The organism is Stenomitos rutilans, assembly GCF_059505485.1.
The window spans coordinates 45,958-70,872 of the sequence record NZ_JCACKR010000073.1 but is presented as its reverse complement, the minus strand read 5'-3'; the positions used below and the strand labels follow the sequence as shown (position 1 = coordinate 70,872).

At 52.1% G+C, this 24,915-nt stretch carries 19 protein-coding genes; 7 read left to right on the top strand and 12 right to left on the bottom strand.

What is annotated here, in order from left to right; translation table 11 throughout:
* Positions 1-46: 46 nt before the first annotated feature.
* Positions 47-2,197 (bottom strand): polyribonucleotide nucleotidyltransferase, encoded by a 2,151-nt coding sequence (locus tag AC5JLP_RS13575; RefSeq protein ID WP_496068449.1) that lies wholly within the window; start codon positions 2,195-2,197, stop codon positions 47-49.
* Between the two features lie 827 nt (positions 2,198-3,024).
* Between AC5JLP_RS13575 and AC5JLP_RS13570 the strand changes: the two genes are divergently transcribed.
* Both AC5JLP_RS13570 and AC5JLP_RS13565 read left to right on the top strand, forming a co-directional pair.
* Positions 3,025-6,540: a sll1366 family intein-prone helicase gene (locus AC5JLP_RS13570; protein ID WP_496068448.1), complete on the top strand. Its 3,516-nt coding sequence runs from the start codon at positions 3,025-3,027 to the stop codon at positions 6,538-6,540.
* A 108-nt stretch (positions 6,541-6,648) separates the two neighbouring features.
* Positions 6,649-7,065, top strand: coding sequence for a hypothetical protein (locus AC5JLP_RS13565; RefSeq protein WP_496068447.1), 417 nt, complete (start codon positions 6,649-6,651; stop codon positions 7,063-7,065).
* Between the two features lie 407 nt (positions 7,066-7,472).
* Here the strand turns inward: AC5JLP_RS13565 and folE are convergent, their stop codons facing one another.
* From folE to AC5JLP_RS13535, 6 genes are all read right to left on the bottom strand, one after another.
* The gene (folE, locus tag AC5JLP_RS13560) at positions 7,473-8,177 is read right to left on the bottom strand and encodes a GTP cyclohydrolase I FolE (RefSeq protein ID WP_496068446.1); all 705 of its coding nucleotides are present in this window, start codon (positions 8,175-8,177) and stop codon (positions 7,473-7,475) included.
* A 112-nt stretch (positions 8,178-8,289) separates the two neighbouring features.
* Positions 8,290-9,015 carry an SDR family oxidoreductase gene (locus AC5JLP_RS13555; RefSeq protein WP_496068445.1) on the bottom strand — a complete coding sequence of 242 codons (726 nt, stop codon included), beginning with the start codon at positions 9,013-9,015 and terminating at the stop codon, positions 8,290-8,292.
* 443 nt (positions 9,016-9,458) lie between these two features.
* Positions 9,459-10,439: an acetyl-CoA carboxylase carboxyltransferase subunit alpha gene (locus tag AC5JLP_RS13550; protein ID WP_496068444.1), complete on the bottom strand. Its 981-nt coding sequence runs from the start codon at positions 10,437-10,439 to the stop codon at positions 9,459-9,461.
* A 92-nt stretch (positions 10,440-10,531) separates the two neighbouring features.
* Positions 10,532-11,437, bottom strand: coding sequence for a glycine betaine ABC transporter substrate-binding protein (locus tag AC5JLP_RS13545; RefSeq protein WP_496068443.1), 906 nt, complete (start codon positions 11,435-11,437; stop codon positions 10,532-10,534).
* Positions 11,434-12,084 (bottom strand): ABC transporter permease, encoded by a 651-nt coding sequence (locus tag AC5JLP_RS13540; protein WP_496068442.1) that lies wholly within the window; start codon positions 12,082-12,084, stop codon positions 11,434-11,436. The genes AC5JLP_RS13545 and AC5JLP_RS13540 overlap by 4 nt, the downstream gene beginning before the upstream one ends.
* Positions 12,077-12,886 carry an ATP-binding cassette domain-containing protein gene (locus AC5JLP_RS13535; protein WP_496068441.1) on the bottom strand — a complete coding sequence of 270 codons (810 nt, stop codon included), beginning with the start codon at positions 12,884-12,886 and terminating at the stop codon, positions 12,077-12,079. The genes AC5JLP_RS13540 and AC5JLP_RS13535 overlap by 8 nt, the downstream gene beginning before the upstream one ends.
* 239 nt (positions 12,887-13,125) lie before the next feature.
* Between AC5JLP_RS13535 and AC5JLP_RS13530 the strand changes: the two genes are divergently transcribed.
* The 3 genes from AC5JLP_RS13530 to AC5JLP_RS13520 all read left to right on the top strand — a co-directional run bounded on the left by AC5JLP_RS13530 (position 13,126) and on the right by AC5JLP_RS13520 (position 16,243).
* Complete coding sequence (locus AC5JLP_RS13530) at positions 13,126-14,160, top strand: 5'-methylthioadenosine/S-adenosylhomocysteine nucleosidase (RefSeq protein ID WP_496068440.1); 1,035 nt, start codon at positions 13,126-13,128, stop codon at positions 14,158-14,160.
* 130 nt (positions 14,161-14,290) lie between these two features.
* Positions 14,291-15,994: a serine/threonine protein kinase gene (locus AC5JLP_RS13525; protein WP_496068439.1), complete on the top strand. Its 1,704-nt coding sequence runs from the start codon at positions 14,291-14,293 to the stop codon at positions 15,992-15,994.
* Positions 15,995-16,006: 12 nt separating this feature from the next.
* Complete coding sequence (locus AC5JLP_RS13520; protein ID WP_496068438.1) at positions 16,007-16,243, top strand: hypothetical protein; 237 nt, start codon at positions 16,007-16,009, stop codon at positions 16,241-16,243.
* Positions 16,244-16,326: 83 nt separating this feature from the next.
* Here the strand turns inward: AC5JLP_RS13520 and AC5JLP_RS13515 are convergent, their stop codons facing one another.
* The 4 genes from AC5JLP_RS13515 to pdhA all read right to left on the bottom strand — a co-directional run bounded on the left by AC5JLP_RS13515 (position 16,327) and on the right by pdhA (position 19,557).
* Positions 16,327-16,869 (bottom strand): YybH family protein, encoded by a 543-nt coding sequence (locus AC5JLP_RS13515; RefSeq protein ID WP_496068437.1) that lies wholly within the window; start codon positions 16,867-16,869, stop codon positions 16,327-16,329.
* A gap of 66 nt (positions 16,870-16,935) precedes the next feature.
* Positions 16,936-17,913: a malate dehydrogenase gene (mdh, locus tag AC5JLP_RS13510; RefSeq protein WP_496068436.1), complete on the bottom strand. Its 978-nt coding sequence runs from the start codon at positions 17,911-17,913 to the stop codon at positions 16,936-16,938.
* A 137-nt stretch (positions 17,914-18,050) separates the two neighbouring features.
* The gene (locus AC5JLP_RS13505) at positions 18,051-18,266 is read right to left on the bottom strand and encodes an NAD(P)H-quinone oxidoreductase subunit O (protein WP_496068435.1); all 216 of its coding nucleotides are present in this window, start codon (positions 18,264-18,266) and stop codon (positions 18,051-18,053) included.
* 256 nt (positions 18,267-18,522) lie between these two features.
* Positions 18,523-19,557 (bottom strand): pyruvate dehydrogenase (acetyl-transferring) E1 component subunit alpha, encoded by a 1,035-nt coding sequence (gene pdhA / locus AC5JLP_RS13500; protein ID WP_496068434.1) that lies wholly within the window; start codon positions 19,555-19,557, stop codon positions 18,523-18,525.
* Positions 19,558-19,840: 283 nt separating this feature from the next.
* Between pdhA and AC5JLP_RS13495 the strand changes: the two genes are divergently transcribed.
* Positions 19,841-22,174: an IMS domain-containing protein gene (locus tag AC5JLP_RS13495; protein ID WP_496068433.1), complete on the top strand. Its 2,334-nt coding sequence runs from the start codon at positions 19,841-19,843 to the stop codon at positions 22,172-22,174.
* Positions 22,175-22,368: 194 nt separating this feature from the next.
* Positions 22,369-23,400: an AEC family transporter gene (locus AC5JLP_RS13490; protein ID WP_496068432.1), complete on the top strand. Its 1,032-nt coding sequence runs from the start codon at positions 22,369-22,371 to the stop codon at positions 23,398-23,400.
* A gap of 186 nt (positions 23,401-23,586) precedes the next feature.
* Here the strand turns inward: AC5JLP_RS13490 and glyA are convergent, their stop codons facing one another.
* Entirely contained in the window at positions 23,587-24,870 is a 1,284-nt protein-coding gene (glyA, locus tag AC5JLP_RS13485; RefSeq protein ID WP_496068431.1) for a serine hydroxymethyltransferase, read from the bottom strand.
* Positions 24,871-24,915: the final 45 nt, after the last annotated feature.

The following is a 24,915-nucleotide window of genomic DNA, read 5'->3' as shown; positions in this document are numbered from 1 at the left end:
TATTTGATTAGGACCGACTTGATCATGACTGATCGTGCGGCTCTACTTACACAACTGCGGCTGCTTCACGAGCCGCTGCGGCTTCGTCTGGATGGATGCCCAGACGAGTGAGGTTTACGCGACCCCGGTTGTCAATTTCGCGCACTTTGACGATCACTTCATCGCCCAGCGTCACCTCGTCTTCAACCTTGCCGACGCGGTAGTCTGCGAGTTGCGAAATGTGGATCATCCCTTCCTTGCCAGGAAGAAATTCGACAAAGGCCCCAATCGGGATAATGCGGGTTACTTTGCCTGCATACACATCACCCTGGTTCAGCTTGCGCGTCATACCCTGAATGATGCTGCGTGCTTTTTTCGCCGCTTCGCCATCGATCGAGGAAATCGTCACGATGCCCGTATCCTCAATGTCGATTTTGGCTCCGGTTTCTTCCGTGATGCCTTTAATGGTTTTACCGCCAGGGCCAATGATCATCCCGATCATGTCGGGATCGATCTTGATGGTGAGCAGGCGAGGCGCAAAGGGTGACATGTCGCTACGAGGCTGATTGATGGCTTCCAGCATCTTCGACAGAATGTGCAGTCGGGCGGGTTTGGCTTCGTTGATGGCCTGAGCAATGACGGCTAGCGGTAGGCCGTTGAGCTTCATATCCAACTGAAGCGCGGTGATACCCGTATCGGTACCCGCCACTTTGAAGTCCATGTCGCCAAGGAAGTCTTCAATCCCTTGAATGTCAGTCAGGATGCGGATGTCGTCGCCTTCTTTAATCAAACCCATCGCCGCACCGCTGACGGGTTTTGTGATCGGCACTCCTGCATCCATCAGCGCCAGGGTTGAACCAGACACCGAACCCATTGAGGTAGAGCCATTCGACGACAGCACTTCGGAGACGACTCTCAGTACGTAGGGGAAGTCTTCTTTTTTGGGCAAAACGGGAACCAGCGCACGCTCTGCCAAAGCCCCGTGACCCACTTCGCGACGACCCGGCGATCGCATCGGACGTGTTTCACCCACCGAATAGGGCGGGAAGTTGTAGTGATGCAGATAGCGCTTCTTCTCATCGGGATGGAGGTCATCCATTTCCTGAGCATCACCAGGCGTACCCAGGGTGACAATCGACAACACCTGGGTTAGTCCTCGGTTGAATAACCCACTGCCATGCACGCGGGGCGGCAACACACCTACCCGGCAAGAAATCGGACGTACTTCATCCAGCTTGCGACCGTCTACCCGCACCTTGTCTTCAATCACCTGACGACGCATGAGGGTTTTGGTGACGTCTTTGAAGGTATTGCTGAGAGCTTTGGGTGCAGCAGCAGCGGCGGCCTTGACGGGATCTTCGTCGGGAAGTTCAGCGATCGCGGCGACGACTGATGCCTTAATTTCATCTAACGCCGCATCGCGCACGTTCTTATCTGTCTCGAAGCGACCCAGCACTTCTTTTACAGGTTGTGTCACCCGCTCTTTAATGAAGTTTTCGAGCGTTTGATCCACTGCTGGGGGCGCTTCCTTCACTTGCTCAATGCCCAATTCTTGCAGCAGGTCTAGCTGTGCTTGAATTAAATCGCGCACGGCTTCGTAGCCAAAGTCGATCGCTTCAATGATGTCTTGTTCGGGTAGCTGGTTCGCACCCGCTTCGACCATGATCACGCCTTCAGGCGTCCCTGCCACGACGAGATCCAGATCGCCTGCTTCAATTTCGCTAAACGTTGGGTTGATGACAAAATCGTCGCCAACTAGCCCAACGCGCACAGCCGCCATCGGGCCATTGAAGGGCAATTTTGCGAGTAAGACCGCGATCGACGCACCTGTGACAGCCAGCACATCGGGCGGCACTCGATCGTCCATCGACATAGTGGTAGCCACCACCTGAATATCGTCACGCAGCCAGCCAGGAAAAAGGGGACGCAGGGGGCGATCGATCAAACGGCTCGTTAACGTCGCACGTTCTGGTGGACGACCCTCACGGCGCAAAAAGCCTCCAGGAATGCGCCCTGCGGCATACAGGCGCTCTTCGTAATCGACCAGCAGCGGGAGGAAGTCAATGCCTTCTCGTCCGGCAGCACGGGTTGCAGTCACCAAAACCGCAGTGTCTTCCGATTCAATGAGGACGGTTCCTCCTGCCTGCGGAGCGAGTAAACCAACCTTCAGCCGAATATCCCTACCATCAAAGGATATCGACTTCTCAAATTCTTTCATGTAGTGTGCTATCCTTCTCTATCGCTCTTTTTGTTTTCTTTCGCAATCGTAGCATTGATATTCAGATACGGCTTTGAATGCTTGCGATCGTCAAAAGTGGGCCATTCAAAATATTAAAAAAGGTTAAAAAATGGTAGGGCAACACCTGAAAGCTGAAGGCTGAAAGCCAGGCACACAGAGCTTTTAGAGCATTAAGCATTGCTTAGACCCAGGCTTTCGACGCGACACGGAGCAAAAGCAACTTCTGTCACCACACTTCAGGTTTCAGGTTGTACAATAAGAGTCATTATGCAATTCCGATCGCAACAGCTAGGCTCGAAGTAAAAAACTTTCAGGCATTTGCTGATGACCGGATTTTTTGCGTAGTCATGCTCTACACTCAACTGGTTTTGTAATGAAATGTGTAGATAAAGATGCGTGCTAAATGATGCTTTCAGCGATCGATTTTGAGGCTTGGCGCGATTCAAAGCATTGTTTTCTTTGCTTTTTAGCCGTCACTATTGCATCAAAATCGAGTGAAATTTGGGCACTATTGCTTCTTTTAGATGTCTTAGATACGCTGCACTACAGTTAATGACGAGTCTGCTAAATTGCTTTCAGACAGCGGTTTCAGTCACCTCTGATTGCAATCATCTCATCCAGCTATAGAGTGACGGTTATACCTAGTGAGAGATTGGTCACATTGGTTTTACTTAAAGCTTTGTAGATAGTCTTTGTCGCTACTTAGAGTTCCTGCTATTTTAACCGATCGCCCTTCATTTCTTTTTTAACTGCTTGATTAGACTCAACGTTTCATTTCAGCACAGTCTGGAATTCGATTAACGCGCATGGCAATTTTACACGGTAGCTGGATCGTTTCTCCCTTACAGGTTGAGACGCAGGAGACAAAGGGCATCTCATATGATCGTGCCGCTTTACCGACTGGTTATCTCTTGATCTGGGGCGAGGTGTGGCGCAGAATTGAGCCAGAGATGTTGCACACCGGGCTAGCCTCACTGGATGTACCAGTACAGCGCCATCCGTTTGCGATGACCCCGGGTGAACTGTTGGCATCGCTGCGATCACGCCACGAGGCTGGAATGCTACGGTTACCGTCAGCGTTACTAGCATCGGCAGAAGCACCTGTTGCGGTGGCTGGGACAAAAGCAAGGCAGTCACGCTCCTCCAAAGAAGCGTCCCCCAGCCAAACCGTTCTTCCTGGACTCTGGCAAACGCGATCGCTCGCAATCCCGTCCTATCTTACCCAGGGTGAGTTAGATCTCCCGACCGAAACGATCGTCCCACATCATTCTGCGGTTGTAGAGCGTGCGGATACCGAGAGCACTGACGCCCCTAATCAGTTTCTCTACCCCTGGTCTGTTGAGGGGCTTTGCCTCGATCCGATCGCGGCGTTTACCTTCCTCAATGCGCTACCTCTAGGCACCATTCACGCAGAGGACTCCTTTCTTAGCGGCGATCTGCGGTTTTGGTCACACACTGCTCGTTGGAGCCTGGATCTGCTGGCACGATCGAAGTTTCTGCCAGGACTGGAGAAAAGGGAGCAGGATCATGTCTGGGCGTGCTGGGAACCGTTACTAGATAGCGCGGTGGATCAGGTGCGGTGGAAACATTTTGTAGAATACATGCCGATCGCGTGTCGGTTTTATCCGCAGGGGGAGCAGGGGAGGCCGGAGAGGCCGGGGGAGCAGGAGGGGGTTGCTCAAAATAGTTCTCACAAAGGCGATTTTTCCACACTCTCTACCCTCCAACCTGTACACACGGCCTCTCTTTCTCTGTCGCTTCCTGCTACGCCCCAAAGTCTCCTTCAAGCCTTTCTCAGCAGCACCTTGGACGCTCAAATTCGGTTGACGGTTCAGCAGCAGCCGTTACCAGCTTTGAGTGAAAAAGCTGCGTCAGGTAGCGTCAAGCCGACTGCGATCGCGTCTCCGGTCAGGGAATGGCTACAGGCTTTAGGGCAAGAGACCGCAATGGTCAAGGTTACGGGACTGGAGGCGCTCAAAAAAGCACTGGAAACCTGGATCGCTCCCTTGCAATACCAGGGAGTACAGCCAAATTTGTTTCGGGCGTGTCTGTACTTACATCCGCCTCAGTCAGGGCAAGCGCAGTGGTCGTTGGAATATTTCTTGCAGGCGGCGGATGATTCTACCGTTTTGGTAAGTGCGCCAACGATTTGGAGCCATCCGGTTGAGCAGTTGCATTATCAGGGGCGGACGATCAATCGTCCCCAAGAGACGCTGCTGATGGGTTTGGGGCTTGCATCTCGCTTGTATGCGTCGATCGAGCCTAGCCTACAGGCATCACGACCACAGTACTGTTCGCTAACCGCCCAACAAGCCTACGAGTTTTTGAAAACCGTGACTTGGCGCTTGCAGGACAGTGGGCTTGGCGTGGTGTTGCCACCCAGTTTAGCGAATCAGGGCGGGTGGGCAAGCCGCTTAGGACTCAAGATTCAAGCGCAGTCGGCAAAGCTCAACAAAGGGCAGGTGCGCCTGGGTTTGCAAAGCTTGCTCAATTTCCGATGGGAGTTATCGATCGGTGGACAAAGCCTGTCGAAAGCGGAGTTCGATCGCCTGGTCGCCCTCAATGCGCCACTGGTTGAAATCAATGGCGAATGGGTGGAGTTGCGTCCCCAGGACATTCGCGCAGCCCAGACCTTTTTTGCCAGCCGCAAAGATCAGACGGCCCTGTCTCTCGAAGATGCGCTGCGAATTAGTACGGGCGATACGCAGACGATCGAAAAACTGCCTGTTGTTAGCTTTGAGGCATCCGGTCCGCTACAAGAACTCATCACGACCCTGAGTGGCAATCGGCAAATTGAAGCACTGCCTACACCCAAACACTTTCGCGGTGCATTGCGTCCCTATCAATCACGAGGGGTTGGCTGGCTGACCTTTTTAGAGCAATGGGGGTTAGGTGCCTGCCTTGCCGATGATATGGGTTTGGGCAAAACCATTCAGCTTATTGCCTTTTTGCTGCATCTCAAAGAGCAGAAAACCCTGGAGTACCCCACACTGCTGGTTTGCCCTACCTCTGTACTGGGCAACTGGGAGCGCGAGGTGAAGAAGTTTGGCCCTACGTTGAACGCCTTCTTGTATCACGGTGATAAGCGACCACAGGGAAAAGCCTTTGCTAAAGCGGTGCAGGGTAAAGATCTAATCATAACGAGCTATGCGCTCATTCATCGTGACCTGAAGGACTTGCAAAGCGTGGCGTGGCAGGGCGTAGTACTGGACGAAGCGCAGAATATTAAAAACCCAGATGCCAAGCAGTCGAAAGCCGTGCGAGAGCTTGACGCGCAGTTTCGCATTGCGCTGACAGGTACCCCGGTCGAAAATCGCCTGTCGGAACTCTGGTCGATTTTAGATTTTCTCAATCCGGGCTATCTGGGACCCAAAAACTTCTTCCAGCGCCGCTTTGCCACTCCGATCGAACGCTATGGCGATACGGCTTCTCTGCAAACCCTACGATCGCTCGTCCAACCCTTCCTGTTGCGTCGCCTCAAGACCGATCGCGACATCATCCAAGATTTGCCCGACAAGCAGGAAATGACGGTCTTCTGCGGACTCTCCTCCGAGCAAGCCTCCCTCTACCAGCACACAGTCGATCGTTCCCTTGCCGAAATCGAAGCCGCCGAAGGCATTCAGCGCAAAGGCATCATTCTGGCGCTGTTGGTAAAGCTGAAGCAGATTTGTAATCATCCAGGATTGTTTTTAAAGGAGTCAGGAACCAAGAGTCAGGAGTCAGACTTAACTCAAACCTCAAAACTTAAAACTCAAAACTCTTTTCTACTGCGCTCTGGTAAACTCCAACGGTTAGAAGAAATGCTTGAAGAAGTGGTGGCAGAAGGCGATCGCGCCCTTATTTTTACCCAGTTTGCAGAATGGGGAAAGCTGCTGAAAACGCATCTGGAAAAGCAGTTGGGGCGAGAAACCCTGTTTCTCTACGGTAGTACGTCGAAAAAGCAGCGTGAAGAGATGGTCGATCGCTTTCAGCATGACCCGCAAGGACCACGCATTTTCATCTTGTCGCTCAAAGCTGGCGGCGTTGGCTTAAACCTGACCCGTGCGAACCATGTCTTTCACTTCGATCGCTGGTGGAATCCTGCCGTAGAAAACCAGGCGACCGATCGGGTCTTCCGCATCGGGCAAACCAAGAATGTCCAAGTACACAAATTTGTCTGTAACGGCACCCTTGAAGAAAAGGTGCATGAACTGATTGAAAGCAAAAAGGCTCTGGCTGAAAACGTCATCGGCACAGGCGAAAATTGGTTAACCGAATTAGATACCGATAGTTTGAGGGATTTACTCTTGCTCGATCGCAGCGCCATCATCAGCGAGGATTAGCAGCCAAAGATTAGCATAGAGGTAGGCCAACGGTTGGGGCTGGAGCGAGCGTCGGCAAGATAACGATCCCAGCCAATGATCATTAAAACGGAAGAATGGGAACGATTCATGCTTGATCCATTACAACAACGCATCAATCAACATCAACGGTTAAACGAATTACGCCTTAAGCTCTTACGGTTACACAAGCTGCTGCTAGAAATGGAGCGCAGGAGTTACGAGCAGGCACAAGGCAAAGTTTCTAAGGGGCAATTGCTGCAACTGGTTATTGGTCACGAGCAATTTGCCTGGTTGCATCAGATCTCAGAACTGATTGTCCAAATTGATGAATTGTTCGATGCTGACGAGCCAGTTGCGCCCGAAGCGATCGACGCTTTTCTGGCCGATGTTTGCACGTTACTAACACCTGATGCTCAGGGAAATGCGTTTGCCATTAAATACGATGCCGCTTTTCAACACAGTCCCGATGTTGTGCTGGCACATGCAGATATTGTGTCGCTGTTAGCGCCTGATTCTAAGCCCTAAAGATCCCAGGACTGAGGAGCTTGGATGCGATCGCCTCGACAAATGATACCAATTTGAATTGAAAAGGTGGCAGATGCATTGCACTCGATCCCCCTGAGTCTCCCTTGTTGAGAGGGATGCCGAAGGAGGGGAATCTTTAACTATCGCGATCGTCAGTTAAATTGGTATGAGATTCTCTGTAGGGGGCACACGGCTGTGCGTCCCTACGTAAGATCCCACTTCGACTCCAAGCTGCGTCCTTAATAGGATGTCTAAGCAGTATGATTAGCAGCGGATTCATACCGGATGAAACGAATAGACAACGGCTCGCTTGAAATTTACCACCGATTCATCCGTTCTCTATCCGTTGCTCACTGATTTGTCGTTTTTAAGACATCCTCTAACAGGCGATCGCCTCAAACAAAGGGCTACCAGGAGGGCTGATGACGGATCAAGTTCAAGAATTCTTCCCGCGTTTTTTGGTCCTCCTGAAACACACCGACCATCGCGCTAGTCACCGTCCAGGAGCCAGGCTTTTGCACACCTCGCATCACCATGCACATGTGGGTTGCTTCCATCACCACAGCGACACCTCTAGGTTCTAGAATTTCCTGAACCGCTTCGGCAATCTGGCGCGTCAGGCGCTCTTGCACTTGTAAGCGGCGGGAGTACATCTCCACAATGCGAGCGAGTTTGCTAAGCCCCACCACTTTTTGGTTGGGAATGTACGCAACATGAACCTTGCCCATAAACGGCAGCATGTGGTGTTCACAGAGGCTGAACGCTGTAATATCACGCACCAAAACCATTTCGTTGTGTCCCTCGTCAAAGATGGCCCCGTTGACGAGTTCTTCAAGCGATTGCTGGTAGCCGCTGGTGAGAAACCGCATGGCTTCGGCAACTCGCTTGGGTGTTTTGAGCAAGCCTTCGCGTTCAGGGTCTTCGCCCACTCCCAGCAGCATGGTTCTGACTGCCGCCATCATGTCATTCTGAAGATCTTCAGGCGGCGTTTTTAGTTTTGGCTCCTGGCCTCCACTCAGCGTGTTGCGATCGGGGCGCGTGACCAATTTTTTGGATGATTGAGCCGCAGATGACTCGGAACCATTAGAACCGTGAGAAGAAGCAATAGTCATAGTAAATCAAAGGTTAGATAACGTGACAGTGTGAAAGCCCATAGGTGCCGTTGAGCTAAAAAGGCCAAAGCAGCGCTAGCTTGCAGGCAATACTGCAAGCAGCTAAACACCATTAGAAGGTGCCTGCATTGGGCATAAGGGTTAGTTCTTCAACCACCGCTGCCTGTGGCAAAAGGGCTGTGTAGAGAATCGATTGAGCCACTGTTTCGGGTGTCAGCATGGCTGACCGATCGAAATCAGCGTGAACGGTGTCAGTATCCCAAATGGGGGTATTGACCGAACCTGGTGCGATCGTGACGACTCGAATGCCATGCTGACGTTCTTCAGCCGCCAGCGTTTTAGACAACGCCACCAGGCCAAATTTGCTCACGCAGTAAGCGCCCCATTCTGGAAACGCTTGCTGACCCGCGATCGACGAAACATTGATGATGGTGCCCTGTTGTCTAGCACGCATGGTCGGCAGAATGCCTTGAATGCATTGAAAAACGCTGGTCAGGTTCAGCGTTAGAACTTGCTGCCAATCCACTAGGGGCGTGTTAGCGAGCGTTCCCGTATAGCCCATGCCCGCGTTATTGACCAGAATGTCAATGGGGCCAAAACTAGCGGTGATCGCGCCAATTTTCTCTCGCACATCCTCCACATGCAGCAAGTCAATGGGATAACAGCCGACGTTGACCCCATAGGAGCTAACGTCAGCAGCAACAGCCTCCAACTTTGCTTGGGTGCGGCTCACTAAGGCAAGGTGAATCCCTGCCTGAGCAAATGCTAACGCGGTTGCTCTGCCAATGCCGCTACTCGCCCCCGTGATGAGTGCATACTGTTCGGTTTGGGAAGTCATGAAGCAGTCTTACCGTCCTAACGCCTAAGAGTATAGAGAGTCTGAACAATGAAGCTCTTACCGCCAAGGTTGATGAGTCTAGCAGCCTAAGCTGAACCAGGCATGAGAGAAGGACTCGTTGCGGTTAAGGTCTGTAAAGCTAAAAACGAGAGCAACCGTAAAAAATGCGGGTGTCACAGTTTGCTCAGATAAAGACTTGGGGCTATGCCGCTTGCAATCGCCAGCTACAAAAGCAAAACAGTCATTGAGTGAATACAAAAAGCACCACTGCTGCCTGAGAACCAAAAACAGTCGTAGAAAGTATAAACAATTGTTACAAGTTTATTATACCACTCCTGTTCTAAAAGCTGAGATTCGCCTAGTTGATCACACGGATGAAAGCCCTTGCGCTGGTTTTAGGCTTCCTGAGAAGATGCTACCAATGTCGCTGCTTACAGCAACGCTCACACAGAATGTTCGCTAAAAACACCGATCGCGCGGAATTTCTGATATCTCAAGTCGCGTCGCTGTTGCGTGGTTAGTTGGTCGAGTTCACCCAGATGTCTCAACAGCGCTTCTTTAAGGATCTCGGTTGTTTTAAGCGGATCTGCATGGGCAGCGCCGATCGGTTCTGGCAAGATTTCATCGATGACCCCCAACTGAAGCAAGTCTTGAGCGGTAATCTTTAAAGCTTCTGCGGCCTGCTGGGCTTTACCCGCATCGCGCCAGAGAATTGAGGCGCATGCTTCGGGCGAGGCAACGTAGTAAACGGAATGCTCAAACATGAGCAGTCGATCGCCAATGCCAGTCCCCAACGCGCCGCCAGACCCCCCTTCACCGATCACCGTGCAGATAATGGGCACACTCAGGCGAAACATTTCGCGTAAGTTGTAGGCGATCGCTTCCCCTTGTCCAAGTTGCTCCGCTTCAATACCAGGATAGGCACCTGGCGTATCGATAAAGGTCATGATCGGCATGCCAAAGCGATCGGCATGATCCATCAACCGCATAGCTTTGCGATAGCCGCCTGGGGAAGCCATGCCAAAGTTGCGCGTGATGTTGTCTTTGGTATCGCGCCCTTTCTGTTGACCCAGCATGACGACTGGACGGCCTTCGAGACGGGCAACGCCGCCTACTATAGCTGGATCATCATAACCCCCACGATCGCCGTGTAGCTCCATCCACTCGTCGCTAATCGACTGGATGTAGTCTAAGGTGCTGGGACGGCGGGGATGTCGTGCCACTTGCAGCCGTTGGGATGGCGACAATCCACTAAAAATTTCTTGACGAAGTTGCACAGCGCGTGCCTCAAGCTGACGGATCTCATCAGATACATCGACATCATTTTCTTCTGCAAGTTCACGGATTTGGAAAATTCGTGCCTCCAGATCGGCAAGCGGCTTTTCAAAATCAAGCAGGATGGGTTTGCGTTCGATCGTTGGCATAGGTCAGGAGGGCGAAAACTGGGAGGTCAGATAAAAAAGCACTGTTGCCATTTTAGAGGTTTCTCTAGGCCATAAGCTTGACGAGTTTGGACTTAGAGCTTTTTGGATTGGCGAAAGGTCTGCACCACTTCTTTGATGTCCCGAAGTTCACCATCCACCAGATAGTTCAGGTGTTGCATTTCGTCGGGAGAAATTTTACCTGCCAGTTGCTCCAGAGCTTGCCGCACGTTGGGGTATTTTTGCAGGGTGGCTTCACGAACGATCGCCGCTGCTTCGTAGGGGGGAAAAGCATGGCGATCGTCCTCCAAGATGACAAAATCCGATCGCGTAATTTGTCCATCCGTAGAATTGCCTGCCACCAGATCCACTTGTTTTTGCAGCAGTGCTCGATAGAGCAGTCCCAGATTTAACAAACGTGGCGCTTTGGTAAATTTAAAGTCGTAGGTTTTGACCATGTTGGCGTATTCCTGACGTTCGGTGAATTCGTAGCCGAAGCCAGCTTGCCACTGGGGAATGTAAGGTGCTGCTTGCGAAAGGGTTTTGAGGTTGAGCGATCGTGCCACATCACCCCGCACAATCATCGCAAACGTATTCTGAAAGCCTAGCGGCGGCATCACTGCCAGGTTGAACTGTTTGGCGTAGTCTTCTTTCACCTGGCGGTAGACCGCGCCTACATCGCCGATCGTCTGTTGTTTGAGAATGGTGGAAAACGCCGTGCCCGTATATTCGGGATAGAGATCGATTTGCCCTGAGAGCAAGGCATTTTGGCAAACGAGCGTATCCCCAAGCTGCAAGCGACGAGTGACCTTTAACCCCGTTTTTGCCTCAATCTGTTGCGCCAGCAGTTCGCCCAAAATGTCTTGCTCAGTAAACGCTTTGGCACCAATGACGATATCCCCACGGCCACTGCTGCCAGAATGACTTGCGCTACAGCTTGCGATCGTCGTCACTAGCACGATCGCCATGAGAACCCATGCCAGCATTAATTTCGGCCTCATGCGGGCTTGCCTCCTCGTCGCGTCAGACGATGCTCTAGCCAGCCAATGCCCAGGTCTGCCAGAAGTGCCAGCACGGCAGCAGGAATGACACCCGCCAGAATGAGTTGATTATTCAATGCCGAAATGCCGCGAAAGATGAAGATGCCCAAACCACCAGCCCCGATCGCGGTCGCAATGGTCGCGGTACCGATCGCAATCACCGTTGCCACCCGAATGCCTGACAAAATGACTCCTAACGCCAGCGGCATTTCCACCTGCGAGAGCAATTGCCAATCTGTCATGCCCATGCCCCGCCCCGCTTCTCGAATGGCTGGATCGACGCTCATGATGCCTGTATAGGTGCCACGAATGATGGGTAGAAACGAGTAAAGCGTCAGCGCTACGATCGCGGGTGGATCACCAATTCCTCCACCAAAGGCAGGCGGCACCGTCACCAACAGCCCAAACAGCGCCAGACTGGGAATGATTTGCAGAATATTCGCTGTGCCCAGTACCGCTTGACGCAAAGCAGGCTTACGTGTGATCAAGATGCCTAGTGGAATGCCAATTACCGTCGCAATGAGAATGGCGATCGCCACCAGATACAGATGCTCGCCTGTACGTTGCAAAATCTCTGACGCATAGCGAACAAGAAAAAAGTTACTCACCGCTGACTCCTGACTCCTGACTCCTGACTGCATCCAGTGTGCGAAGGGTTTTGAGGAATGTTTGCGCCTCTGGTTCGGACGATCGCAAAAATTCCTCCGCTGTTCCTAACACGACCAGTCGTCCATCCTGCATCAGGCCGATGCGCGATGCCAGCACAAACGCCTCTTGAATGTCGTGGGTGACGAAGACAACGGTTTTACCCAATTCTTGCTGGAGTCGTCGAAATTCTTGCTGGAGTTCCAGGCGTGTAATGGGGTCAAGGGCACCAAACGGTTCATCCATCAGCAGAATGGGCGGATCAGCGGCGAGGGCACGTGCCACCCCTACACGCTGCCGTTGACCGCCAGACAGTTGATTGGGATAGCGATCAACAAATTGCGCTGGCTCCAAACCAACCAGATCCAGCAATTCATGCACGCGTGCTTTGATGCGTTTGGGCTGCCAATTTTGCAAGTGGGGCACCAGACCAACATTGCGCTCGATCGTAAAGTGGGGGAACAATCCCGTTTCCTGGATCACGTAACCAATCTGCCGCCGTAGCTGAATCACATCCCACTCTGTTGTCGCTTTGCCCTGCACCTTGACGTGTCCAGCGGTTGGAGTCAGCAACCGATTGATGAGCTTCATCGTGGTGGTTTTGCCGGAACCGCTGCGACCGAGCAACACCAAAGCTTCTCCAGCCTGAATCGCAAAATTTAGCCCTGAGAGCAGCGATCGTCCACCCGCTGTAAAACCAACCTGCAAAAATTCCACGGCAACGCCTGCTGAGGATGGTTCGCGCTTCGCGTCATTCGGCACCATGAGCCGCTCCAGGTAAGGGACTGTTACTCAAACTTACCACCGTCTCAAAGGGTTGCGTGAATGTGTCGATCGTGTCAACAGCGCTTAAAGAACCGGGATATGTTGCTTTTCAGCCCGATGCAATGATGCGCAGATACTGATGTAACTGCATTTTGGCTTGCCTGCTGCCACGCTCCGCATCAACTGCTGCATTGCATTGAGCTAAACCAGCACCTCTAAATCTGTGGAGCATTACCAGTATGTCGGCTTCGAGAATCAGACGCATTTGCATCATTGCGCTGCTTTGTCTTGTGATGACGATTGCTCAAGTCAGTGCCAAAGAAGCAAAACCAAAACGTTGTCTTACTGAGTGTAAATCGCGCCTGGGTATCGTTTCAGCTTTTGGCGAAGAAGCAACGATTCTACTAGCAGAAACATCCAATAAACGTGAATACAGAATCAACGGTAACATCTTTACGACTGGCAAACTCAGAGGCAATCGAGTTGTGATTGTTTTGAGTGGAGTCAGTATTGAGAATGCGACCATGATTACTCAATTGATGGTTGATAACTTTAGCATTCACCACCTGTTGCTAAGCGGCATTGCTGGTGGTATAGACCCTGATAGCAATATTGGTGACGTGGTTGTTCCCAGCAAGTGGGCCTTTCCTCTGGAAGTGTATTGGAGTGGTGATAGCAGTGTTCCTGCTCCTTGCGGTACGCCAGGAGACTTGCTGTGTTTAGGCTTAAAGCTATCAAAATTCACCAGCACAACCAATTCTGACTATCAGATACCAACACCAGGCGGAGCTGTTGGCACTGGTTTATTTATGCGCGATACGTTTGTCAGAAACGACTCAAATTTCCCAAATGGTGAGTATAAATTTGACTACAAAGTTGATCCAGAAATGCTGGCAGTTGCCAAAAGTGTGAATGCTCAACTCGATCGCTGTGGTCCTAAAAATCCGAGTTTATGTGTCTCGAAACAGCCCGTTGTGCGGATCGGTGGCAGAGGGGTAGCGGGGCCTGCCTTCCTTGCGAATCCTAACTACCGAGACTATATTTTCAAAACCATCAAAGCGGTATCAGTCGATATGGAAACCACAGCGCTGGCCCACGTAGCGTATGCCAACGAAATTCCATTCATCGCCTTTCGTAGTTTGTCTGACCTGGCAGGCGGCGATGACTTTACGGATGTGGGAGCCTTCTTTGGCAGTGGCTTAGCAGAAGGCAATGAATCGAAAGTCACGCTCGGCTTTTTAGAAGCATGGGCGAAACAGCACCCAGATTCTTGAGCGATCGCGCGTTCCAGATCCCCGAAAGGAGTCGGGGATCTTTACTTTAAGGGCTGGGATCTTGAAAGCTGGGACTCTAAAAACTTGCCGTGATCGCAGGTGAGACACAGGAATTTGATAGACTGCTGCTATGCATTCTTTGATTGGTCAACAGCTACAGGGGGGCAAGTATACCCTTGATGAAGAATTAGGGCGGGGTGGCTTTGGCATTACGTTCAAAGCCACCCATCACTTCTTGGGGCAAACCGTTGTCATCAAAACTCTGAATGAATCCCTGCGCTACGAGCCAGATTACGCTGACTATCAGCGCAAGTTTCAGGATGAAGCGAGACGGTTAGCGCTCTGTGTACATCCCCATATCGTCCGCATTAGCGACTTTTTTGTGGAAGCAGGGCAGGCGTATATGGTGATGGACTATATTCCCGGCCCTAACCTGGAAGCGTTGGCCTTCCCCAATCGGCCCTTACCAGAGGCGATCGCCATTCACTATGCCCGTCAAATCGGCAATGCACTCAAAGTGGTGCACCAAAACGGTCTGCTGCATCGGGATATTAAGCCGCAAAACATCATCTTGCGCCAGGGCACCCAGGAAGTTGTGCTGATTGATTTCGGCATTGCCCGCGAATTTACCCCTGGTTCTACGCAAACCCATACCAGCTTGATTTCGGCTGGCTATGCCCCGATCGAGCAATATCTTTCCGAAGAAAAGCGTACCCCTGCGACAGATGTCTATGGACTGGCGGCAACGCTGTATGCCCTTTTGACCGCACGTGTGCCGACTGCATCGATTTTGCGCGATCGTCAACCAATGCCCGATCCGCGTGAATTGCGTCCAGAACTCAGTGCGGCGACCAATCAAGCGATTATTCGCGGCATGGCTGTTGATGTCCATTATCGACCTGCCAGTATGGACGAATGGTTGGCTCTGCTGCCTGTCCCTTCTGCAACGGGTTCTGCACCCATCCCACCGCTTTTTCAGCCAACGATCGAACAGCCAACGGTTGAACCCTCTCGAACGGCGGCAACGCTGGCTGTAGGACGACGATCGGTTGGAGACCCCTCATCTGCAAAAGCGGCACGATCGCCCAGCGCCACGATCGCCAGTCGTGCTCGTCCTGACCTTGCGCCACCAACCCCCCGTAGAACGCGTCGAACGTTGCCCATTTTGTTGGGTTTGATGCTGTTGACGATGCTTGGTACCGCGTCGATCGCCATTTTCTACAAACCACAACCGACTAATCAAGCGGCTTTGGAGCCATCGACACCCTCACCATCGGTATCGCCATCCAGCATCAGTTCACCCAAACCACAGCCTCCCAAACCGTCACCGCAACCAAGTGAGACACCCAAGGTTGAGCGATCGCCATCCCCGTCTCCATCACCATCGGTAGAATCAGAAGCGAAGGAGGATCAGCCTACAACTGAAATCCCTGCCATTCCGGGCTTTCCGGTCGGCACCTCAGAACGCGAAATTGAAGCGGCGCTGGGTAAACCGACCCAAACCAATAAGGGCGCATGGGGTGATACCCGCACCGCTTTGTATGATGTCGTGCCGAATGCGGTGACACTGGCCTATCTGTACGATCGCGCCTCTGGCAACGTCCGCCAAACCGAAGCCTCGTTTGCGCAATCGGTAGATACCCTCCAAATGAAAGTCGCCCTCAATAATATGACGGGTGGGCAGGCAAATGATTTGCTCGATAAATTGGAAGCGGTGAAACAAGGAAAAATAAACGAATACTCCTTCTCAAAGGGTGGTTTGAAAGGTGTGATTCAGCGGAACAGCAGCGATCGCATTTACATCGGCGTGTGGGATGCAGGTCTGCATAATTAAAACGTGAAGATCATGAGCGAAATGCCTTTTGAAACACAAGAACCTGAAGATGGGCTTTTGTCCGAGTATCACTTTGATTACCAAAAAGCGAAGCCCAACCGTTTTGCAGCGCGCAGCGAAACTAAGCCATTGACAGTCGTGGTGTTAGATGATGTTGCTCAAATGTTTACAACACCAGAAGCGGTTAATAAAGTACTGAGAGCATTAATTGAATCAATGCCATATAAAGCGCATAACGATTCTACTTAAATCATTCTGACCAAAAAGAGTATTGCTATTAGTAGAGCGGACTGTAACGTCTGGCAAATAGGATGGTGAGGCTCCTTAATCTCTCACTTCACCTCGATCATGGCATTGCTTGTCGCCGCTGTTTCTAAAAGTTGTCCTTTAATGCGTGCAAATTTGACCGTTTCTTGAGACGTTGATACAAACGTTCCTGGTTGTCCTTTGAGCGTTGCTTCTTCTCTTAAGGTGTAGGTTGCGGTTGCCGTTTGACCATTTGGCGCAACCTGAATCTTGAGGTTTGTGTAGTTACCACTGCGACGTTCTGTTGTCGCAAAGCCTTGCTGAAGGTACTGCCGATACTGCTCACGTGACAAGCTAAGCTGCTGGGCACCTGCCCCTAATTGAACGGTGATCTTAATCGTGATGTTGGGAGCCATATACTTCAAGATGCCATCCACATCTTTTCGATTTGCAGCGGCTTCCATCGCGTTCAAAATTTTGCGAATGTCGCTTTCACGAATGCGAGAGCCTGAAAATTCCTTGATAAAAGCAGGCACCTGATGTGCGGTGGCAGGCGTAAACAAAGCATCAGGAACGATCGCTCCTGGCAGCATCAAAAGCACAAGACTGGCACGGTAGACTCGATTCATGGAAAGGCTTGATAGTTAGTGAATTTAGAAGCCAGAACAAAGCTGATAGCTGATGGCTGATAGCTGTTACTGATGATTGGATGCTAGCAGTGCCGTTACGCGATCGCTCGTTTGCCTCACCGCTTCTGCCGACTCGTGTAGGGCTGAAAGTTCCGCATCGGTTAAGTCGAGTTCTAGCACGCTCTCAATGCCTTTACAGCTTAGGCGGCAGGGTACACCAACAAACACATCGCGCAACCCATACTGACCTTCCAGATAGGTGGTGACAGGCAGAATGCGGCACTTGTTGAGCAAAATGGATTCCACCATGACGCAGGTGGATGATGCAGGCGCATAAAAGGCACTTGCTGTTTTCATTAAGTCCACAATTTCAGCTCCACCTTTGCGGGTGCGATCAATCAGCCGCTCCAACGTTTCCGCAGGCATCAGTTCGGTAATAGGGATGCCATTCACGGTAGTGTAGCGGGGCAAGGGCACCATCAAATCGCCATGACTGCCCAAAACCGTTGCGTGAATGTCACTGGTCGAAACTCCCAACTCCATCGCTACAAAGGTTTGAAACCGCGCCGAGTCCAGTACACCCGCCATCCCCATCACTTGATGAATGGGCAGGCCACTCGCTTTCCAGGTGATGTGGGTCATCTGGTCGAGGGGATTCGTGACCACGATAAAGATTGTATTGGGCGAATGAACGATCGCCTGCTTGGTGACTTCTAACACAATCTTGCCGTTCGTCAGCATCAGGTCATCGCGGCTCATGCCTGGTTTGCGCGGCAGCCCAGCCGTAATCACGACCACATCAGAGTTGGCTGTATCAGCATAATCGTTCGTGCCAAGAATTTGGCGATCGTGCCGCTCAATGCCCCGTGCCTGCATGAGATCCAGCGCCAGCCCCTGCGGACGACCTTCAATGACATCCAATAGCACCACATCCGCAATCTTTTTCTCAGCCAGCCGTTGTGCCAGAGCGCTACCCACGTTACCAGAGCCAACAACGGTAACGCGGGGAGGAGAGCAGGCGATCGCAGAAGGGGTTAAAACCATGAGAGGAGTGAGGGGTAAGGAGTGAGGTGAGTTAGAGGTCACGTGCTAGAAAGAAGCATTTCTGGCAGCGTTCCCTCATCGTAGGACGACTTACCCATTATGAAAGGCTTTGTTACTTACCCCTCACCCCTCTCCCCTCACTCAAATGACTCAAGCTGATCCTGCCGGAGCCAAATATTTGGCGTTGGGGTAATGCCAAACTTCACCAAAGCGTAATCACCGCTCAGGTCAACAACTTCCCCTTTTGTCTCAAAGATGTAAGCGGAAAAGCGAGGATCGCTAGCCTGCGCTTCTAGGCTATTCTCTAGCTTGTCTTTAACCGCTTTCACAAAGTCACCGCGTTTGATTGGCATACCCTTACCGTTCAATAATTCACGTCTTTCAGCATTGTACGGCGGAAGCAGAACGGGCGATCGCACTTCCAGTGAATCCTGCAGCTACTAGCAGCATCGCCAGTCAACAACGCCCTGATTACTGGAGTAAAGGCTTGGAAAGCAGGGGACAGAATTGGCTAATCTGCTTCAGCTCGCGCAAAACCTGCTGCTGAAAGCCCTCTGGTGCATCATCTGCTTGCATCTGAAATCACATAGAGATATGGGACTAAATCACCTATTCGTCTTCAGCAAACACGTACTTGTACAGGTCGTTGGGGTTGGGTTCAGGGCTTTCGAGCGCAAACTGCACCGCTTCTTCAACAAGGGTCTGAATTTTTTTCTCGATCGCCTTTAGCTCTTCCTGGCTTGCCAGATTGTGTTCCAGCAAGTGCGCGGCAAATTTCTTGATGGGGTCACGGGCAAACCAGGCTTCTTTTTCAGCCTTCGATCGCAATTCATCCGGATCGGCTAACGAGTGACCCCGGAAACGGTAGGTCAGGCATTCAATCAGCGTGGGACCTTCACCTGCACGGGCACGCGCCACAGCTTCTTGCGCCACAGCACGCACGGCTAGCACATCCATCCCATCTACTTCGTACCCTGGCATCCCAAAAACGCTAGCTTTCTTGTAGATTTCAGGCTGGGAGGTGGCCCGTTCATGCGCCATGCCGATCGCCCACTTATTATTCTCTACGACGTAAAGAATCGGCAGTTTCCACAGTGCTGCCATATTCAGGCATTCAAAAAACTGACCGTTATTTGTAGTGCCATCGCCAAAAAATGCGGCTGTTACTTGATCAGACGACGCATCACCCATCGCTTCCCGCCGATACTTAGATTGAAATGCTGCGCCCGTCGCTACAGGAATGCCTTCACCAATGAACGCGTAGCCTCCCAGCAGCCGATGTTCTGCCGAGAACAGATGCATAGAGCCGCCGCGACCTCTGCTACAGCCCGTTTCTTTACCAAACAGTTCTGCCATCACGTTACGAGCAGGCACCCCCGCGCTCAGGGCATGCACATGATCTCGATAGGTGCTGCACACGTAGTCTTCGCCCGGTCGCATGGCTTGAATTACGCCCGTTGAAACCGCTTCTTGCCCGTTGTAAAGGTGGACAAAGCCAAACATCTTGCCGCGATAGTACATTTCAGCGCATTTGTCTTCAAAAAAGCGCCCCAGCACCATGTCTTCGTAGAGCCGCAGCCCTTCTGCTTTGGTGACGGTTGCGGTTGCAGCTTGAAATGTTGGGAAGACTCTTTCTTGAACCATTGACTTAATCCTGGCTGGAGATTCTCTATATTCGCTCGAATCGGTTACGTTTTCTAGAACTGAGTTTGAAAAGCGGCTTTCTGGAACTAAACTCTCTAGAGCTTATAGACTGGAACTAAACTCTCTAGAGCTTATAGAATTAATGTTACTTCCAGGATTTTTTTGCTTATCCTGAGATAAACTGCCAGTCTGGCATCTACGAGTTATGATGATGGCACCTTTTGGATTGGCGTTACCCGCTACCATAGCTTAACCTTATTGCTTACTGCTAGGAAAGTACACCGTGCGTATTCCGCTCGACTACTACCGGATTTTGGGTTTGCCGATTCAGGCAACCGCTGAACAGTTGCGACAGGCACACCGCGATCGCACGTTGCAATTGCCTCGCCGGGAGTACTCTGATGCGGCGATCGCATCACGCAAAAAGCTGCTCGACGAAGCGTTTACAAGGCTTTCTGATGGAGAACAGCGCCAGCTTTACGATACGGGGTTTCTAGCCAGAGCGTATGAGCTAGAGCCTGAAAATGGAGCGGTGATCGACCCCGCTAGCGGGCCACTAGCCGCGATCGAGGGTGGGGGGGATGCTCATACACCCAGTATTGAGATTCAAGACGATCAGTTTGTGGGGGCGTTGCTCGTCCTGCAAGATTTGGGCGAGTACGAACTCGTGTTGCGTCTGGGACGCCCCTTCTTGACAGGTGGGAGTGCCAGTCTGAAGCAGGGGCAGTTTGGCGATCCCAGTATTGTTTTTTCAGATATTGTGTTGACGGTTGCTCTTGCCTGTATGGAGTTGGGGCGAGAGCAATGGCAGCAGCGGCAGTACGAAAATGCATCGGAAGCGCTGGAGACTGGTCAGCAGTTGCTGTTGCGAGAAGGGCTGTTTGCCGAAGTGCGTGGCGAAATTCAAGCCGACCTTTACAAACTGCGCCCATACCGAGTGCTAGAGCTGTTGGCCCTGCCCGAAGATCAGGTCACTCTACGCCATCAGGGATTGCAACTCTTGCAAGACATGCTGCAAGAGCGAGACGGCATTGATGGCGCTGGGGATGACCAGTCTGGGTTAAATATTGATGACTTTTTGCGCTTCATTCAGCAGCTACGTGGGTACCTGACGGTGGCAGAGCAGCAAGTGCTGTTTGAGCAGGAAGCACAGCGCCCGTCGCCTGTAGCAACATACTTGGCGGTTTATGCCTTGCTCGCGCGTGGGTTCGCCGAACGGCAACCTTCACTCATCCGGCGGGCAAAGCTGATGCTCACGCGCTTGAGTAGTCGCCAGGACGTGCATTTAGAGCAGTCTGTTTGTGCCCTGCTTTTGGGACAGACGGAGGATGCGAGTCGTGCGCTGGAACGCAGTCAGGATTATGGGCCGATCGCCTTTATCCGTGAACATTCTCAGGGAGCGCCCGATTTGCTGCCGGGGCTATGCCTCTATGGCGAACGTTGGCTACAAGATGAGGTGTTTCCTCACTTCCGCGATCTAATGCAGCAGCAAGCCTCGTTGAAGGACTATTTTGCAGATCCGCAAGTGCAGTCTTACCTGGAAGAACTGCCAGAGGAAGCGGGGACCCAGACGGCATGGACATCACCGTGGCAAGCATCGGCTGGAGCGACTGACTCGTCGATCGCTGCCAATCGTCAGATAGTCAATCGGTCAGCGCCTGAGCCCGTGGCCGCAGGGGTGAATGGGCGATCACGTGCAGGCGTTCAGGAAGTCGGTGGAGCATCTGAGGGCAGTCGCGTTTCGGCGGAGCGATCGCTGGAGCAAGACACAAGCCATGAATATTTGATTAACACAGCACGCGCTCACATTGCGGCTCGCATGGGGACGGCAACGATTCCAGACGATCGACCGCCTACGGAGAGTGTGATGCCGATCGCTGAGCGTGTGCCGCAAGCAGCAGGTGCTCGTACAGCCACGGCAAAGCGACCAATAGGCGATCGTCCTCGTGGTGCTAACCGTACTCCCAGCAATGGCGATGGCCGTGGTCATGCCGCTGCTCGCCGCCGGGGCGATCGTCCACCTGCTCCTAAAGCGTTGGCAGCTTTATTGCCTTGGCTTTTGCCACTGGGTGTTATTGCCGGGATTGTGACGCTGGGCTTTATCGCTGGGTCTCTGTGGCGACGAGTATCAACGCCTGTCGTACAAGAAGAACAACTCAATTTGCGGCTCGATCGTCCTCTGATTGCCCCGCCGACTCCTACTGTGGCACCTAGCATTGCAGCGGTGGCAACGGGTGCTCTTACAACAGCAACAGCAGAAACAGTCATTCAAACCTGGCTTTCTGCCAAAGCCGATGCAATGGGTCCCGATCATAAAGTGGAACCCCTGGCAAAAATTCTGGTTGGGCCTAAGCTGGCTGAATGGGAAGGGGCTGCTGCCGATGCCAAACGCAAAAACGAATACCTGAAGTACGAACATACGGTTAAGGTCAACTCTGTCGATCCCGGTGCGACGAATCCTGATCAAGCGATCGTTCTGGCAGATGTCACAGAAGCGACCGAAGCTTATGAAGCCGATCAGCGAACGAGTGCTGATACCAGCAACCTGCGTGTTGAGTACAGGTTGGTGCGAAAAGATGGCATCTGGCACATTCAGAACTGGAAGCTTTTGCCATAGAGCCTTGTACAATAGGACTTACGCATTTGCCCCCAAACTCCCAATGCTGGGGGCTTTAATTGGCTCGGTTCCCCCAGCATTGGGGGCCAGGGGGCGAAAGATGATCGCTTTTGCGTAAGTCCTATACAAGTTGTGCGGTGTTGAAAAGCTGTTAACAACATCTTTGGCAGTCGTTCCCAAAGCCATAGGTATTGATGATGGCTAGTACTCTGTTTGATGCTTACTTGCCGCTGGTCTTATGGACTGGTTTAGGGCTGATCGCCTTTCGTTTTATGCCACAAGCCTTTCCTCGCTTGCTGGGTCGATCGCTCTATTGGGTCGGCGTGCCCTGGCAGATTTTGGCATTAGCGCGGCAAACGGATTATGCCCAAAATATTGGATTGGCTCCAACGGTGACGATCGCGGCGCTGGGCTTGGGGTTAGTGCTCGGTTGGTGCAGTCTACAACTCTACCAGCGCTGGCTACGAGCCACAGCAACAGAGCCTTCAGTGCCGTTGACCGCTGAAGCAACATCCCTCAATAAAGCGGTCGCAGCAATCACGTCTATATCAAAAGAGCCATCTCAAGCTGAACTCAACCGTGCGCAACGGGGCAGTTTTATTCTGGCGGCAACCATCGGCAACACTGGGTTTGTAGGCTTAGGATTGGTACCCGCGCTGATTAGCCAACCGTACCTGGGCTGGGCTGTATTCTACAGCGTGACGCATAACATTATTGGCACCTATGGAATTGGAGTGTTTCTTGCTAGCTACTACGGGCGATCGCAGCAGCAAAACCACTGGTGGGTGCAACTGCGTGATGTGCTAACCGTACCATCGCTGTGGGCGTTTGTGATTGGGTCTCTCACCCGATCGATCGCGCTGCCTGACATTGCAGAACAAGGTCTCCATGCCTCTCGCTGGTTTGTAATTCCCGGAGCGTTTCTGCTGATGGGGATGCGCCTGAGTCAACTTCACGGCTGGAAAAGCATTCAACCAGCTCTACTGCCCACGTTGGTCAAAATGCTGGTGTTGCCCCTTGCCGTTGGTATTGGTACGACACTGCTCGGACTTTCTGGCGATGCACGTTTAGCACTCGTACTAATGTCTGGGATGCCTAGCGCCTTTGCAGGGTTAATTCTGGCTGAGGAATACGAGCTAGACCGAGAGTTGATTGCTAGCAGTATTGCGCTTACCACGATCGCTCTGCTGTTTACCATTCCACTCTGGCTGTGGATCTTCCGCTAAGGCACAGGGATGGAGATAACGGCAAAAATTTGCCGCAGAGGCGCAGAGAACGCGGAGAATGACCTCTGTTGCCTCTGCGTCTCGGCGATCGCATCAGTCTCATGGTGTTAATTTAATGCATGATCCTCAGTCACGAAACCAGGAGCCAGTCATTCATTGCTGCTGACTCCTGACTTCTGTATTCTCCTATACCAACGCTGGCACCGGGATGCTCAGATGGGGATAGAGCGGATAACGGCTGCATAAGTTGGCAACTCGCTGACGGCAATCCTGGGCAATGGTCGCGTCATCAGGGTTTAGAAGGCGATCGGCGATGATGTTACCAATCTCTGTAAATTCTGTCTGACCCATACCGCGAGTGGTCATCGCAGGCGACCCTAACCGCAAACCACTGGTGACGAAAGGCGATTCAGGATCAAAGGGCACCGTGTTTTTGTTCGCGGTGATGTTTACGCCGCTGACGAGTTGATCGGCCAGCTTACCCGTAATGTCGATCGAGCGAAGATCAACCAGCATCAGGTGATTATCTGTGCCGTCAGAGACAATTTTCAGCCCGCGGGCTTGCAATTGGTTGGCTAGCGCACGTGCATTTTCAATCACCTGACCGCTGTAGGTTTTGAACTCAGGCTTCAACGCTTCACCAAACGCAACAGCTTTCGCGGCGATGACATGCTCTAACGGCCCACCCTGACTGCCGGGGAATACCGCTTTATCAAGCTTCTTACCCAGTTCGGCATCACGAGTGAGAATTAAACCACCTCTGGGGCCACGCAGCGTTTTGTGGGTCGTTGTCGTGACGACATCACAGTAGGGAATGGGGCTGGGATGATGCCCTGTAGCAACGAGTCCGGCAATATGAGCTATATCGGCAAGCAGGTATGCCCCCACTTCATCGGCGATTGCCCGGAACTTGTCAAATTCGATCACGCGAGGGTAGGCAGAATAGCCACAGATCAAGAGTTTAGGACGATGTTGCAATGCTAATTCGCGAATCTGGTCGTAGTCTAGTTGCTCGGTTTCTGGACTCACGCCGTAGTGGTGTACCTTAAACCACTTGCCTGAAACGTTGACTGGCGAACCGTGAGTTAAATGCCCGCCGTGGGCCAAGTCCATGCCCATGATGGTGTCGCCCGGTTCCAACAAGCTTAAGAACACCGCAAAGTTTGCCTGTGCGCCAGAGTGGGGCTGCACATTGGCATGGGCGGCACCAAAAAGTTCCTTTGCCCGATCGATCGCCAACACTTCCGCCTGGTCAATAAATTCACACCCACCGTAGTAGCGCTTGCTAGGAAGTCCTTCGGCGTATTTGTTGGTGAGGACTGATCCCTGTGCTGCCAGCACTGCCGCAGAGGTAAAGTTTTCACTGGCAATTAGCTCCAGGTGATCTCGCTGACGCTGGAGTTCCCGCTGAATGATAGAGGCGATCGCAGGGTCGGTTTCGGCAAGAAAGTCTAAGTTGGTTCGAGTCACAGGAGGAAACCCCTCAAAAAGCGGAATAAGTGCGTTCAGTTCTGA

Coding starts and splice junctions, on each gene's coding strand:
- AC5JLP_RS13575 (WP_496068449.1), bottom strand. CDS start 2,197: ATGAAAGAATTTGAGAAGTCGATATCCTTTGATGGTAGGGATATTCGG.
- AC5JLP_RS13570 (WP_496068448.1), top strand. CDS start 3,025: ATGGCAATTTTACACGGTAGCTGGATCGTTTCTCCCTTACAGGTTGAG.
- AC5JLP_RS13565 (WP_496068447.1), top strand. CDS start 6,649: ATGCTTGATCCATTACAACAACGCATCAATCAACATCAACGGTTAAAC.
- folE (WP_496068446.1), bottom strand. CDS start 8,177: ATGACTATTGCTTCTTCTCACGGTTCTAATGGTTCCGAGTCATCTGCG.
- AC5JLP_RS13555 (WP_496068445.1), bottom strand. CDS start 9,015: ATGACTTCCCAAACCGAACAGTATGCACTCATCACGGGGGCGAGTAGC.
- AC5JLP_RS13550 (WP_496068444.1), bottom strand. CDS start 10,439: ATGCCAACGATCGAACGCAAACCCATCCTGCTTGATTTTGAAAAGCCG.
- AC5JLP_RS13545 (WP_496068443.1), bottom strand. CDS start 11,437: ATGAGGCCGAAATTAATGCTGGCATGGGTTCTCATGGCGATCGTGCTA.
- AC5JLP_RS13535 (WP_496068441.1), bottom strand. CDS start 12,886: ATGGTGCCGAATGACGCGAAGCGCGAACCATCCTCAGCAGGCGTTGCC.
- AC5JLP_RS13530 (WP_496068440.1), top strand. CDS start 13,126: ATGTCGGCTTCGAGAATCAGACGCATTTGCATCATTGCGCTGCTTTGT.
- AC5JLP_RS13525 (WP_496068439.1), top strand. CDS start 14,291: ATGCATTCTTTGATTGGTCAACAGCTACAGGGGGGCAAGTATACCCTT.
- AC5JLP_RS13520 (WP_496068438.1), top strand. CDS start 16,007: ATGAGCGAAATGCCTTTTGAAACACAAGAACCTGAAGATGGGCTTTTG.
- AC5JLP_RS13515 (WP_496068437.1), bottom strand. CDS start 16,869: ATGAATCGAGTCTACCGTGCCAGTCTTGTGCTTTTGATGCTGCCAGGA.
- mdh (WP_496068436.1), bottom strand. CDS start 17,913: ATGGTTTTAACCCCTTCTGCGATCGCCTGCTCTCCTCCCCGCGTTACC.
- AC5JLP_RS13505 (WP_496068435.1), bottom strand. CDS start 18,266: ATGCCAATCAAACGCGGTGACTTTGTGAAAGCGGTTAAAGACAAGCTA.
- pdhA (WP_496068434.1), bottom strand. CDS start 19,557: ATGGTTCAAGAAAGAGTCTTCCCAACATTTCAAGCTGCAACCGCAACC.
- AC5JLP_RS13490 (WP_496068432.1), top strand. CDS start 22,369: ATGATGGCTAGTACTCTGTTTGATGCTTACTTGCCGCTGGTCTTATGG.